The organism is Tessaracoccus palaemonis (assembly GCF_019316905.1).
In the GTDB taxonomy this organism is placed as follows: Bacteria; Actinomycetota; Actinomycetes; order Propionibacteriales; family Propionibacteriaceae; genus Arachnia; species Arachnia palaemonis.
The window spans coordinates 486,310-499,254 of the sequence record NZ_CP079216.1 but is presented as its reverse complement, the minus strand read 5'-3'; the positions used below and the strand labels follow the sequence as shown (position 1 = coordinate 499,254).

Annotated in this window: 13 protein-coding genes; 1 reads left to right on the top strand and 12 read right to left on the bottom strand. The window is 69.4% G+C overall.

Annotated features, from left to right (window positions below):
* Positions 1–68: 68 nt before the first annotated feature.
* The 11 genes from KDB89_RS02105 to KDB89_RS02055 all read right to left on the bottom strand — a co-directional run bounded on the left by KDB89_RS02105 (position 69) and on the right by KDB89_RS02055 (position 11,320).
* Complete coding sequence (locus KDB89_RS02105) at positions 69–1,124, bottom strand: ABC transporter substrate-binding protein (protein WP_219083067.1); 1,056 nt, start codon at positions 1,122–1,124, stop codon at positions 69–71.
* 76 nt (positions 1,125–1,200) lie between these two features.
* Positions 1,201–2,199 (bottom strand): ABC transporter permease, encoded by a 999-nt coding sequence (locus KDB89_RS02100; protein WP_255556110.1) that lies wholly within the window; start codon positions 2,197–2,199, stop codon positions 1,201–1,203.
* A complete protein-coding gene (locus KDB89_RS02095) occupies positions 2,196–3,713 on the bottom strand; it encodes a sugar ABC transporter ATP-binding protein (protein WP_219083056.1) in 1,518 nt (505 codons plus the stop codon). The genes KDB89_RS02100 and KDB89_RS02095 overlap by 4 nt, the downstream gene beginning before the upstream one ends.
* Before the next feature lie 206 nt (positions 3,714–3,919).
* On the bottom strand, positions 3,920–5,788 hold the full coding sequence (locus KDB89_RS02090) for a heavy metal translocating P-type ATPase (RefSeq protein ID WP_219083055.1): 1,869 nt from the start codon (positions 5,786–5,788) through the stop codon (positions 3,920–3,922).
* On the bottom strand, positions 5,785–6,168 hold the full coding sequence (locus KDB89_RS02085; protein ID WP_219083053.1) for an ArsR/SmtB family transcription factor: 384 nt from the start codon (positions 6,166–6,168) through the stop codon (positions 5,785–5,787). The genes KDB89_RS02090 and KDB89_RS02085 overlap by 4 nt, the downstream gene beginning before the upstream one ends.
* A gap of 45 nt (positions 6,169–6,213) precedes the next feature.
* Positions 6,214–7,179 carry an NAD-dependent epimerase/dehydratase family protein gene (locus KDB89_RS02080; protein ID WP_219083051.1) on the bottom strand — a complete coding sequence of 322 codons (966 nt, stop codon included), beginning with the start codon at positions 7,177–7,179 and terminating at the stop codon, positions 6,214–6,216.
* A 51-nt stretch (positions 7,180–7,230) separates the two neighbouring features.
* A complete protein-coding gene (locus tag KDB89_RS02075; RefSeq protein WP_219083049.1) occupies positions 7,231–8,268 on the bottom strand; it encodes an LLM class flavin-dependent oxidoreductase in 1,038 nt (345 codons plus the stop codon).
* Between the two features lie 109 nt (positions 8,269–8,377).
* Positions 8,378–9,400 carry a class II fructose-bisphosphate aldolase gene (gene fbaA, locus KDB89_RS02070; protein WP_219083047.1) on the bottom strand — a complete coding sequence of 341 codons (1,023 nt, stop codon included), beginning with the start codon at positions 9,398–9,400 and terminating at the stop codon, positions 8,378–8,380.
* A 104-nt stretch (positions 9,401–9,504) separates the two neighbouring features.
* Entirely contained in the window at positions 9,505–10,041 is a 537-nt protein-coding gene (locus KDB89_RS02065; protein WP_219083045.1) for a hypothetical protein, read from the bottom strand.
* Between the two features lie 5 nt (positions 10,042–10,046).
* Positions 10,047–10,709 carry a TrmH family RNA methyltransferase gene (locus KDB89_RS02060; protein WP_255556108.1) on the bottom strand — a complete coding sequence of 221 codons (663 nt, stop codon included), beginning with the start codon at positions 10,707–10,709 and terminating at the stop codon, positions 10,047–10,049.
* Between the two features lie 68 nt (positions 10,710–10,777).
* Complete coding sequence (locus tag KDB89_RS02055; RefSeq protein ID WP_219083043.1) at positions 10,778–11,320, bottom strand: YceI family protein; 543 nt, start codon at positions 11,318–11,320, stop codon at positions 10,778–10,780.
* A 192-nt stretch (positions 11,321–11,512) separates the two neighbouring features.
* On the opposite strand from KDB89_RS02055, the gene KDB89_RS02050 reads away from it, so the two are divergent.
* A complete protein-coding gene (locus tag KDB89_RS02050; RefSeq protein ID WP_219084163.1) occupies positions 11,513–12,160 on the top strand; it encodes a DedA family protein in 648 nt (215 codons plus the stop codon).
* A 6-nt stretch (positions 12,161–12,166) separates the two neighbouring features.
* Here KDB89_RS02050 and KDB89_RS02045 read toward each other — a convergent pair whose 3' ends face one another.
* Complete coding sequence (locus KDB89_RS02045) at positions 12,167–12,892, bottom strand: LemA family protein (RefSeq protein ID WP_255556106.1); 726 nt, start codon at positions 12,890–12,892, stop codon at positions 12,167–12,169.
* Positions 12,893–12,945: the final 53 nt, after the last annotated feature.

Here is a 12,945-nt window from a genome sequence, read left to right as displayed (position 1 = left end):
GATGGGTACCGGGTGGCCGCCGCTGGGACGGCCACCCGGATTCCCGCTGGGCAGGACCCAGCAGGAGGTCACTCGTAGAGGTTGGCGGCGATGTCGGGATCGTCGATGTTGGACTTGTCGTACCAGGCGAAGCCGGAGTCGATCGTCGCGGGCACCTCGAGGCCGTCGATGGCGCGGATGGCGGCGACCACGGTGAGGTAGCCCATCTTGACCGGGGACTGCGTGATGGCGCCGGCCTGCTCGCCGTTGCGGATCGCGTCGAGCTGGGCCTTGCCGGAGTCGAAGCCGACGACGGTGAGGTCCTTGCCGGACTCGGTGGTGCCCTGCAGTGCGCCGATGGCAGCGGCCTCGTTGGTGCCGTAGATGCCGACCATGTCCGGGTTGGCGGTGATCATGGCCTTGGCCGTGTTGGCGGCCAGGCCGACCTCACCGGCGTACTGCGGCTCCAGCAGCGTGATGTCGGGCGCGTTGGTCTTCATCCAGTCCTGGAAGCCCTGGCAACGCTCCTGGCCGGTGCGCGACGTCTGGTCGTGGCAGACCAGGCCGACGGTGCCCTTGCCACCGATGAGCTCGCTCATGTGCTCGGCGGCGGCCGCGGCGGCGGCGGTGTTGTCGGTCGACACGGTGGTCAGCGGGATGTCGGAGTCGACGCCGGAGTCGAAGGCGATGACGGGGATGTCGGCGGCCTTGATCTGGTCGAGGACGGAGCTGGCCGCGCCGGAGTCCAGAGCGGCGAAGCCGATCGCGGCCGGCTTCTGCTGGAGGGCGGTGGTCAGCTGGTCGAGCTGCTGGGTGACGGCCTGCTCGTTCTCGGGACCGACGAACTCGACCTTGTAGCCGAACTCCTCACCTGCCTGCTCCGCGCCCTCCTTGACGGCCTGCCAGAAGCGGTGCTGGAAGCCCTTGGAGACCAGGTAGATGGTCTTGGTGCCATCGCCCTTGGTGATGTCGGCGGTCAGGTCATCGGTGTTCACCGGCGCGGAGGAGGCGGACTCCGTCGCGGCGGCGGAGGTCTCGGTGCCGGTGGCCGGCGCCGACGTCGTCGTCGAACTCGAGGTGGAGCAGGCCGTCAGGCCCAGGGCGAGCACTGACGACAGTGCCAGTGCGGTACGCAGCATGCGCATGGCGGGTTTCCTTTCTGTTCCGGGAGGTGGATCCTCCCGGCGGGTATGGGTTGGTGAGAATCTGACTCGAGGGGGCCTAGACGGCCGTGGAGCGCTTGCGGCGCAGGATGTCGGCGTAGACCGCCAGGAGGACGATGACGCCGGTGACGACGAGCTGCCACTGGTTGGGGATGCCCATCATCTGGAGGCCGACGGTGAGCGTCATCATGAGCAGGGCGCCCATCATGGTGCCGACGATGTTGGCGCGGCCGCCCGACAGCGACGTGCCGCCGATGACGACGGCCGCGATGACCTGCAGCTCCATGCCGAGGCCCTCCGCGGGCTGCACGAAGCCGAACCGACCGGAGTAGAGGATGGCGCCGAGCGCTGTGAAGATGCCGGCGGTGACGTAGACGAGCATCTTCCACAGGCGCACGTTGATGCCGGACAGGCGCGTGGCCTCCTCGTTGGAGCCGATCGCCAGGGCGTAGCGGCCGAGCAGCGTCTTGCCGAGCAGGAACGCCGCCACGATGCCGAGGACGACGAAGATCAGCGCCGCGTTCGACAGGAACGGCAGGATGCGCCCGTTCGAGATGGCCGAGTAGTCGGGGTTCTCGATCTTGATCGACGACGACTTGGAGATGATCAGCGACAGGCCGCGGGTGACCATCATCATGGCCAGCGTCGCGATGAACGGCGGGATGTCGAGGTAGGCGATCAGGAAGCCGTTGACAAGGCCGATGGCGATGCCGACCAGGATGGTCAGCAGCAGGCCGATGCCGAGCGGAAGGTTCATGAAGGCGCTTGACATGAACACGCCCGCCATCACGGCACAGAAGGTCATGCCCGTGCCGACCGACAGGTCGATGCCGCCGGTGGCGATGATGAACGTCGCGCCCAGTGCCATGGTGCCGATGGCGGCGGCCTGGAGCAGGATGTCAGGGATGATGCCCGGGCCGAAGTTGTTCGCGAAGATCATGAAGAACACGAACACCACGATCAGCGCTGCGAAGACGAACAGCTGCTGGAGCGAGGATCTCAGGATCTGACCGGCCTTGGACGGGGCTGCGGTCGGGGCGGCGGCTGCGGTGCTCACGCTGCGTTTCCTTTCGACTGGGACTTGCCGACGGTGGCGAGCTCCATGATGTTTTCCTGGGTGGCATCCTCGTTGTCGAGGAAGCCGGTGATGCGGCCCTGGGCCATGACGGCGATGCGGTGGGACAGGCGCAGCACCTCGGGCAGCTCGGAGCTGATGACGATGATCGCCTTGCCCTGCGCGGACAGCGACTCGATCAGGTCGTAGATCTCCTCCTTGGCGCCGACGTCGATGCCGCGGGTGGGCTCGTCGAAGATCAGCACGTCGCAGTCGCGGACCAGCCACTTGGCGATGACGACCTTCTGCTGGTTGCCGCCGGACAGCTTGCCGATGATCTGGTTGACGCTCGGCGTCTTCACGCGCAGCCGCTTGCTGTACTCCTCGCCGACCTCGCGGATCTTCGCGTCGAGGATGTAGCCGGCCTTGTTGAAGGTGCTCATGGCGGCCATCGCGGTGTTGGCCTTGATGTCCTGGTCGAGCAGGAGGCCGAACTGCTTGCGGTCCTCGGAGAGGTACCCGATGCCCGCGCGGACGGCGTCGGCCGCCCCGTGGATGGCGATCTTCCGGCCGTGCATGTGGATGTCGCCCGACGTGCGGGGGTCGGCGCCGAAGACGCAGCGGGCGACCTCGGTGCGGCCGGCGCCCATCAGGCCGGCGAAGCCGAGGACCTCGCCCTTGCGGACCTCGAAGCTGACATCCTCGAGCAGGTTGCGGGTGCTGACCCCGTCGACCTTGAGGACGACCTCGTCGGAGGTGACGTGCGTGCGGGGGCGGGCGTCGCCGGAGACCTCGCGGCCGACCATCATCGAGATGATCTCGCGCATCTCGACCTCCTTGGTGGTCACGGTGCCGACGTACTGGCCGTCGCGCAGCACGGAGACGCGGTCGGTGATCTCCTCGATCTCCGGCATGCGGTGCGAGATGTAGATCAGGCCGGTCTCGGGCGTGACGAAGTCACGGATCATGCCGAACAGGGCATCGGTCTCGGCGAGGGTGAGCGCCGCGGTCGGCTCGTCCATGACGAGGATGCGGGAGTTGTAGGACAGGGCGCGGGCGATCTCGACCATCTGCTGACGCGCCACGGACAGGTCGCGGATACGCGCCTTGGGGTCGAGCTTCATTCCCAGCCGGTCGAACAGCTCGCCCGCGCGGGTGTTCAGCTTGTCGTCGCTGATGAAGCCGCCCTTGTGGCTGCCGGAGCGGCCGAGGAACAGGTTCTGAGCGACCGTCAGGTCGGGGACCATGTTCAGTTCCTGGTGGATGATCGACAGGCCGAGTTCGCGGGCGTGGTTGACGCCCTGCACCTGGACCTGCTGGCCCTGCAGCCAGATCTCGGCACCCGGGTCGGGCGTGTAGATGCCGGTCAGGATCTTCATCAGGGTCGACTTGCCCGCGCCGTTCTCGCCGCACAGGCCGAGCACCTCGCCCGCGTTGAGGTCGAGATGCACCCCCTGCAGCGCCTTGACGCCTGGGAACGTCTTGGAGACGTTCTTCAGCTCTAGAAGTGTGGTCACCTGTACTCCTTCGTACCCGGATCACGGTCGCGGCAACGGTGCCTCGACTGGAACGATGTTAACGCTAGCAGTCGGTGTCGGCGAACACCACAGGTCGTTACTGAATCGTGATGATCAATTCCGATCGAAGCCGTCTGACAAGTGGTTATACCTGCACGATGAGCAGATGCCCACGATTCCGGGCCCCAAAGCGGCCGTCGCGGAGGTCACGCCCTCCTGCTGCCCCTGCCAGGGATCAGTCGCGCGGAGTTGAGGATGAAGGCCGTCTCACTGCCGACGTGCACCAGCGCCGCGGCGACCGGGCCGAGGATGCCGAAGGCGGCCAGCAACATGCCGACGAGGTCGACTGCGATCGTGCCGGCGAAGTTGACCAGCACGATCCGCCGGGCGCGGCGGGCGACCTGGACCGTGCGGACGAGGTCGGCCGGGTCCGAGCTGATGAGCACGACGTCTGCGCTGTCGCGCGCAATGTCGGTGCCGCTGCCCATGGCGATGCCGACGTCGGCCCGGGCGAGGGCTGGCGCGTCGTTGACGCCGTCGCCGACCATGGCCAGCCGGTGCCCGGCGGCGCGCTCAGCGTCGATGGCAGCGAGCTTCTTCTCCGGGAGCAGGCCGGCCCGCACCTCGCCGATGCCCAGCTCGTCGGCGACCGCGCGCGCCGGCCCCTCCTGGTCCCCGGTGATCATCAGGGTGCGGAGGCCCCGTCGGTGCAGCTCGGCCACCGCCGCCCGGGCGGACGGCCGGACCGGGTCGGCGAGCAGGATCGTGCCCGCGTAGCTGCCGGCCACCGCGACGTGGACCGCCGTCGCCACGCCGTCGGCCGCCGGGGCGTCGGGGACGAGGGACGCTCCGCCCGCCGCCACCGTCGCCCCCTCGACGACGGCGGTGACACCGAGGCCGGGTCGGTATTCGAAGTCGGCCACGGCAGGAAGTGCCACGCCGCGGGCGCGGGCCTCGGCGACGATCGCCCGCCCCAGCGGGTGCTCAGAGTAGAGCTCGGCGCCCGCGGCCAGCCGGAGGAGTTCGTCCTCCGGCAGCCCTGTGGACCGGATGCCGACGACCGCCGGGTTGCCGGTGGTCAGCGTTCCGGTCTTGTCGAAGACGACCGTGTCGACCACAGACAGCGCCTCGAGGTGCGCACCGTCCTTCACGAACGCGCCGGAACGGGCGACGCGCGCGATGGCCGCGAGCACCGCGAGCGGGGTGCCGGCCGCGACCCCGCAGGCGCCGGCCACGACGACCACGGAGATGGTCGCGGTGAGGTCGCGCGTCACGAGGAACGTGAGGGCCGCGCCGCCGAGGGCGAGGTAGACGAGCCAGGCGGCCAGCCGGTCGGCGAGCCGCTGGACGGGAGGCTCCGACGCCTGGGCGTGCCGTACGGCCTCGACGATCCGTCCATACGAGGACTCTGCCCCGACGCGGACGGCGGAGATCTCAACGGCGCCGACCTGGTTGATGGACCCGGCATAGACCTCCGCCCCGGGACCGACGTCCACCGGAAGGGACTCCCCCGTGATGCGCGACTGGTCGAGGCTGGACGTGCCCGCGACGACGACCCCGTCGACGGGGACGCGTCCGCCGGGCGCGACGACGAGCACCTGCCCCACCCGGACGTCGACCAGCGGGATCTCCACCGCGCCGTCGCCGGTCCGGACCCGGACCGTCTCCGGCAGGAAGGTCATCAGGTCGGTGAGGGCGTCGCGGCCGCGGTCCATCGAGAGGTCCTCGAGGATCTCCGCCGCGAGGACGAAGGTGGCGATGAGAAGCGCGGTCGTCCACTCGCCGATGAGCGCGGCCGCGACGATCGCGATGAGCATCGACAACTCCATGCTCATCCGCCGGTGACGCACGTCCTCGACCGCCTCGGTGAGGATGGGCCAGCAGCCGATGACGATGCCGAGCACCGCCACCGCAGGAGCTGCGGGCCAGGGCCAGGTGAGGCCGAGCGCCGTGACCAGCGTGCACACCGCGACGAACGCAGCGCGGGCCGCGTCGCCCCGGTCGACCCGACGCCAGAGGCTCGCGGCGCCGGTGGCCTCGACGGCCTCGTCGGCTGCTTCCCTGGTCGCGGTCACTGGGCCGCGGCCTCGACGGAGACCGCGCCGTCGGCCGCGACGTGGTGCTTCGGCACCCCTCCGACGACGTGCTCGGCCTGGAAGACCGCGTGGTTCACGAGCTCGCGGGCGTGCTCGTCGATCAGGCTGTAGAAGACGCGGTTGCCCTCCTGACGCGCCTGGACGATCTTCCCCCAGCGCAGCTTGGCGAGATGCTGGGACACGGCGGTCGGCGCCTTGCCCACGCGCTGCGCCAGCTCGCCCACCGGCAGCTCTCCCTCCCGCAGCGCCAGGATGATCCGGATCCGGGTGACGTCGGACAGCAGGGAGAACACCTCGGCGGCGAGGTCGACGTACTGGCTCTCGACTCCGAAGCTGCATGTCTTCGTATCTGCACTCATACGCAGATATTAGCGCTGCCCGCGCCGTCGGTCACCCCGCGACCATCACCCCAGCGCGTCCAGGACCGCGGCCTCCTCCGCGGCAGTCAGGCCGGATCTGCGGGCCCGGTCGACGCCGCGGGCCACCTCGTCGGCAAGGGTTCGGCGCAGGGTCTCGGCCAGCGGGCGCACCCGGCCTCCCGCCGCCCGGAAGGCGGCGCCGCTGCGCCGGGCGAAGCCGGTGTCCTCCGCCGGGATCCACAGCGGCAACGACCTGGGACCCGCCCAGTAGCGGACGTCGCGCGCGAGCAGGTGCTCGTCCGCGACGTGCACGAGGTCCTGCGGGTCGAAGCCTGCGACCTCGCACGCGGCGCGGAAGAACTCCTCCATCGGCACCGACTCACCGACGACGTCGAACGCGCCCGTCAGCCCGCGGTCCCCCGCCTCGACGACCCAGCAGGCGAGGTCGGCGACGTCGATCACCTGCACGTACCGCCCGACCGCGACCGGCGCTAGCGCCCTCCCGCCACGCGCCAGGCGTGCCATCCAGTAGCCGAAGCGGTCGGACGGGTCGCCAGGGCCGACGATGAGGCCGGGGCGGGCGATGAGCAGACGGTCACCGATCCTCGAGGCCGTCGCCCGCTCCGCCGCCACCTTCGCGTCGGGGTACTGCGCGAGATCGGCGGGCTCGACGAGCTCGGCCGACTCGTCGGCGTCCGGCTCGTCGCTGCGGGCGTACACCGAGACGGTGGACACGAGCGTCCAGTGACGGGCCCTGTCCGCGAGGGCGCGGAGAGCGGGTTCGACGAGGTCCGGCTCGTAGGACAGCTCGACCACCTCGTCCCACTCGCCGTCGAGCGCGTCATACGTCCCCGGTTCCCGCCGGTCCGCGCGCACGAGTCTGGCCCCCTCGGGGACATCGCCCGAGGCGCCGCGCGCAAGGCAGGTCACGTCCGCGCCGGCGGCCACCCAGCCGCGCGCGATCTCGGCCCCGAGCCAGCCGGTGCCGCCGAGGATGAGGACTCTGGTCATGCGCCCACGATCCCACACCGCGTCAAGGGCGGTTCGGCCTCAGCGGCCGGGTCACCCCTCGACGGGCCCCTCCCAGTTGGGCTTCCAGCCCAGCTCTGGCGCGACGTACCTCGCGAAGGACTCGAGCACGTGGAGGTTGTAGTCGACGCCGATCTGGTTCGGGATGGTGAGCATGACGGTGTCGGCATTCATCACGGCCGAGTCCTGCCTCAGCTGCTCGACGAGCCTGTCCGGCTCGTCGGCGTAGGTGCGGCCGAAGGTCGACTGGAGGTTGTCGATCACGCCGATCTGGTCGCGACCCCCGCCGGAAACGCCGAAGTACTGGCGGTCGCGGTCGTCGACGATCGGGAAGATGCTGCGCGACACGGACACGCGGGGCGCGCGCGTGTGGCCGGCCTCGCGCCAGGCGTCGCGGAAGATCTGGATCTGCTCGGACTGCAGCTCGTGCAGCGGCTGCCCCGTCGCCTCGGTCAGGAGGGTCGAGCTCATGAGGTTGAGCCCCATCTTCCCCGCCCACTCGGCCGACGAGCGGGACCCGCTCCCCCACCAGACATGCTCGGGCAGCGTCTCGGAGCGGGGCTCGATCGCCAGCCGGCCGGCGGGCCCGGTCTGCGGGTCCGCGTCGGCGACCTTCTGCCCGTTGATGGCGCGCCAGAACAACTCGAAGTGGTCGCGGGCGATGTCGGCCCCGCGCGGGTCGGCCGACCCGGTGTACCCGAAGGCCTCGTAGCCGCGCAGCGCCGTCTCCGGGCTCCCCCGGCTGACGCCGAGCGCGAGCCTGCCGTCGGACAGCAGGTCGAGGGCGGCGGCCTCCTCCGCGAGGTAGAGGGGGTTCTCGTAGCGCAGGTCGATCACGCCGGTGCCGACCTCGATGCGCCGGGTGCGGGCCGCCATGGCCGTCAGGACCGGGATCGGCGACGCGGCCTGGCGCGCGAAGTGGTGGACGCGCACGAAGGCGCCGTTGACGCCGAGCTCGTCGGCCCCCTCGGCGATCTCGACGGTCTGCCTCAGCATGTCGCCCGCGGTGCGCGTCGCGGAGCCCCGCACCGGCGAGTAGTGCCCGAAGGACAGGAATCCGAAAGCTCTCATGGGTCCACCTTAGCCGAGATTGTCAAACATTCAACCAGATGCCCGCGCGCAAAAGCGAAACGGCGGCCGGCCCCCGAGGGGACCGGCCGCCGCTGTCAGGTCAGACGGTTCAGGCCATCTTCGTGCCGGCGGAGCGGAGCTGCTCGCAGGCCTCGACGATGCGCTTGGCCATGCCGGACTCGGCAGCCTTGCCCCAGGCGCGGGGGTCGTACTGCTTCTTGTTGCCGACCTCGCCGTCGATCTTCAGGACGCCGTCGTAGTTGCGGAACATGTGCTCCACGACCGGACGGGTGAAGGCGTACTGCGTGTCGGTGTCGATGTTCATCTTGATGACACCGAAGTCGACCGCGTCGGAGATCTCCTGCGGGGTCGAGCCCGAGCCGCCGTGGAAGACCAGGTCGAACGGGGACTCCTTGCCGTACTTGGCGCCGACGGCCTGCTGGATCTCCTGGAGAACCGCGGGACGCAGCTTGACGTGACCCGGCTTGTAGACGCCGTGCACGTTGCCGAACGTCAGGGCCGTCATGTAGCGGCCCCTCTCGCCCAGGCCGAGGACCTCGGCGGTGCGCATGCCGTCCTCGACGGTGGTGTACAGCTTGTCGTTGATCTCGCCGACGACGCCGTCCTCTTCGCCGCCGACAACGCCGACCTCGATCTCGAGGATGATGTTCGCCGCCGCACAACGGGCGAGGAGCTCGTCAGCGATCTGGAGGTTCTCCTCCATGGGAACGGCGGAGCCGTCCCACATGTGCGACTGGAACAGGGGCAGCTCGCCGCGTGCGACGCGCTCCTCGGAGATGGCCAGCAGCGGACGCACGAAGGAGTCCAGCTTGTCCTTGGGGCAGTGGTCGGTGTGCAGAGCAACCGTGACGGGGTAGTTCTTGGCAACTTCCTGCGCGTAGGCAGCGAACGCGGCGGCGCCGGTGACCTTGTCCTTGATGGTGGGGCCGGACATGTACTCCGCGCCACCGGTCGAGATCTGCAGGATGCCGTCCGAGCCGGCCTCGGTGAAGCCCTGGAGAGCGGCGTTCAGGGTCTGGGAGGAGGAGACGTTGATGGCCGGGTAGGCGAACTTGCCCGCCTTGGCCCGATCGATCATCTCCGCGTAGACCTCGGGAGTTGCAACTGGCATGGAAGCCTCATTTCTTGATGTGAACTCGAAGAATCCTTCAGCACGCCCAGCCTATCGCGTGCCCCTTGGCAGCCAAAGGGTGACCCTCGTGGGACGGGCGACGCTCAGATCACGCGGTCCAGCGCGCTGGTGTCGAGGTGGACGCGGCCGAGCGAATAGGCACGAGCCGCGGAGTCGATGATCTCCGGTGCCGCGTCGATGAAGGACACCGGGACCTTGGCGACGTGGGCCCCGTCGGCCTCGAGCGAGACCGCCGGACCGGCCCCGGACTGGCGACCGACCAGCCTCAGCGCGGACACGTTCTCCCAGGGGACGCGCGCGGCGACCGGCGTCACGAACTCCACGCCGCGGCCGTCGAGGTAGAACGCCACTCCCTCCTGGATGGCGGCGAGGTCGCGCTTGGCGTTGGCCAGCCCCACCGCGGACACGACGAGCCAGAAGACCGACGAGGCGGTCCACAGCGCGACGACCACGATGGTCCAGGTGCGCGGCCAGTCGCGGCCGAGGAAGTAGATGACGAGGCCGAGCACGACGGCGGAGATGACGGTCGAGATGATGCGCCAGCGCAGCGCCGAGCGCTGCTGGGTGACGCGGGCGGCGGTGGGCAGCGGGGTGAGTCCTGCGGCGAATCGCTCTGGCATGCTGCTCACTCTACGTCCGCGACGCCGACCATCCCCGCGGCGACGGGTGGATGCTGCAGGCGCCAGTGGTACATCGCGATGGCGGCGGCGGCGCCGGCGTTCATCGACCTGGTCGACCCCGTCTGCGTGATGGCGACCAGCGCGTCGCAGCCGGCGACCATGGAGTCGGTCAGGCCGGGCCCCTCCGAGCCGAAGACCAGACAGCAGTCGGCGGGGAGTTGCGCCGTCTCCAGCGGCACGGAGCCCGGCAGGTTGTCGACGCCGACGGGGGTGACGCCGCGCTCGCGGAGCCAGTCGAGCAGCTCGGCCTCGTCGGCGTGGTGGTGGACGTGGAGATAGCGGTCGGTGACCATGGCGCCGCGGCGGTTCCAGCGCCGCCGGCCGACGATGTGCACCCCCGCGACGTTGAAGGCGTTCGCCGTTCGCACGATGGACCCGATGTTGAAGTCGTGCTCCCAGTTCTGGATGGCGACGTGCAGCCGACTCCGGCTGTCGTCGAGATCCGCGACGATCGCCTCGAGGCGCCAGTACCTGTACCGGTCGACGACATTGCGCCGGTCACCCCCGGCGAGCAGCGCCGGGTCGAGGCGGTCGTCGTCCGGCCAGGGCTCCGGGTGCGGGCCGACGCCGACCGTCGGCACAGTGGGGTCGATCAGTTCGTCAGTCACGGGTCGAGAGTAACGACGGATCCCCCGCCTGCTGGGCGGGGGATCCGAAGGTGGCGTTCAGATCAGGCTCAGGCCTGGGCGATCGCGGAGATCTCCAGCTCGAGGGTGACCTTGTCGGAGACGAGGAAACCGCCGGTCTCCAGGGCAGCGTTCCAGGTCAGGCCGAAGTCGGAGCGGAGCACCTGCACGGAGCCCTCGAAGCCGACGCGGGTGTTGCCGAAGGGGTCCTTGGCCTCGCCCTGGTACTCCAGCGGGAAGGTGACGGGGCGGGTGACGTCCTTGATGGTCATGTCGCCGGTGACCTCGACGACATCGCCCTTGACGGCGAAGTCGGTGCCCTTGAACGTGATGTAGGGGAACTGCTCGGCGTCGAAGAAGTCGCCGGAGCGCAGGTGCGCGTCACGGTCGGCGTTGCGGGTGTCGACCGAGGCGGTCTCGATCTTGACGTCGAGCGAGGAGGCGGCCGGGTTGGCGGCGTCGACGACCGCGGAGCCTTCGAAGTTCTCGAAGGCTCCGCGGACCTTGGTCACCATCGCGTGGCGGGTCACGAACGACAGGGTCGTGTGGGTGGGATCGAGAACGAGGGCGCCCTGGAGATCGGCGAGGCTCATGTTTTTGTCCTTTCGGGGTTGTTGGTACAACCGTAGCCCAGATTGATTGACTTTTCAACCACCTGCAGGGAGTTCATCCAGGGCGAACAGTTCTGGGGTGTGGGATTACCTCCCGGTGGGTTCGAGTCTGGGAACAGCCAGGCGTACCGTGGGACGGTGACGACACTGGTCCCGCTTCTTCTTCCGGCCTGGATGGACCCCGAGTTCCTCATCAACGCGATGGGCAACTGGGCGCTCTGGGGCTGCGCGCTGGTCATCTTCGCCGAGTGCGGGCTCTTCTCGATCCTGCCCGGCGACTCGCTGCTGTTCACCGTGGGGATGTTCGCCGCGCTCGGCAGCATCAGCTTCGGCGGCCCGATGCCGACGCTGGTCGTCTCGGCACTCGTGCTGACCTGTGCCGCGATCGCAGGCAACGTCGCGGGCTACTGGCTCGGCACCGTCGTCGGCCCGCCGATCTTCAGGCCGCGCGACGGGCTGATGGGCAAGGTCCTCGACCCGAAGCACGTCGCGCGGACGCACGTGTTCTTCGACCGCCACGGGCCCAAGGCCCTGATCCTGGCGCGCTTCGTGCCCATCGTGCGGACGATCGTGACGCTCGTGGCGGGCGTCGCGGGCATGCCATTTCGGCGCTTCATCTCCTACACCGCCATCGGCGGGGCCCTGTGGGGCGTCGGCGTCACGACGCTGGGGTACTTCCTCGGTCGCGTCGACCTGATCCGCGACCACATCGACGCCGTGCTGGTCCTCATCGTGCTCGTCTCGCTGGTCCCGATGGGAATCGAGTTCGCCCTCCAGCGCCTCAAGGCGCGGAAGGGCGAATCGGAGGGTGTGGCTGCCTGAGCGGGCTCAGCCCTGGAACGGACCCTTGTTCTGGTTCTCCTGCGCGAACGGGTCCGTGGAGATCTGCGGGGTCGCCGACGGCGGCTGCACGGGGGGCTGCTGGGTGTTGGTCGGCAGCTGCTGCGGCTCGGCCGAGCCAGCGGGCCGCTGCGAGATCTCGCCGAAGTTCACGCCGGGGGCCTGACGCACGGCCGGGTCGTTGACCTCGAAGTAGGTGGCCTTCTCGAACTTGGCGAAGCCCGCGATGACGTTGGTGGGCACCGAGTCGATCTTGGTGTTGTACTCGCGCACATTGGCGTTGTAGAAGCGGCGCGCGGCGGCGATGCGGTCCTCGGTGTCGGTCAGCTCGCGCTGCAGCTCGAGGAAGTTGGTGTTGGACTTCAGGTCGGGGTAGGCCTCGACCGAGACCATGAGGCCGTGCACGGCCTGCGTCAGCTCCTGCTCGACCGCGGCGCGCTCCTGCGTCGGGGCGCCCTGCGCGGACGCCGCGAGCTGGCGGGCCTGGTTGCGCAGCGCGGTGATCTGCTCGAGCGTGTTGCGCTCGTGGGCCGCGTAGCCGCGCACGGTCTCGACCAGGTTCGGGATCAGGTCGTAGCGGCGGTTGAGTTCGACGTCGATCTGACGCCACGACTCCTGGATGACGTTGCGGGCGCGCACGAACGAGTTGTACGAGCCGACGCCCCAGGCGATGATGCCGACGATGACGACGAGAACGATGATGAGGGCGATCACGGTTGGCCTCCTAGTAGGTCGCCCTTCACGGTAGTCGACGCGGCCGTCCGTCA

Bases quoted from the DNA above. Each gene is read 5' to 3' on its own strand.
- KDB89_RS02080 (WP_219083051.1), bottom strand. From the start codon at position 7,179: ATGACCAGAGTCCTCATCCTCGGCGGCACCGGCTGGCTCGGGGCCGAG.
- KDB89_RS02065 (WP_219083045.1), bottom strand. From the start codon at position 10,041: ATGCCAGAGCGATTCGCCGCAGGACTCACCCCGCTGCCCACCGCCGCC.
- KDB89_RS02105 (WP_219083067.1), bottom strand. From the start codon at position 1,124: ATGCGCATGCTGCGTACCGCACTGGCACTGTCGTCAGTGCTCGCCCTG.
- fbaA (WP_219083047.1), bottom strand. From the start codon at position 9,400: ATGCCAGTTGCAACTCCCGAGGTCTACGCGGAGATGATCGATCGGGCC.
- KDB89_RS02085 (WP_219083053.1), bottom strand. From the start codon at position 6,168: ATGAGTGCAGATACGAAGACATGCAGCTTCGGAGTCGAGAGCCAGTAC.
- KDB89_RS02055 (WP_219083043.1), bottom strand. From the start codon at position 11,320: ATGAGCCTCGCCGATCTCCAGGGCGCCCTCGTTCTCGATCCCACCCAC.
- KDB89_RS02050 (WP_219084163.1), top strand. From the start codon at position 11,513: ATGGACCCCGAGTTCCTCATCAACGCGATGGGCAACTGGGCGCTCTGG.
- KDB89_RS02075 (WP_219083049.1), bottom strand. From the start codon at position 8,268: ATGAGAGCTTTCGGATTCCTGTCCTTCGGGCACTACTCGCCGGTGCGG.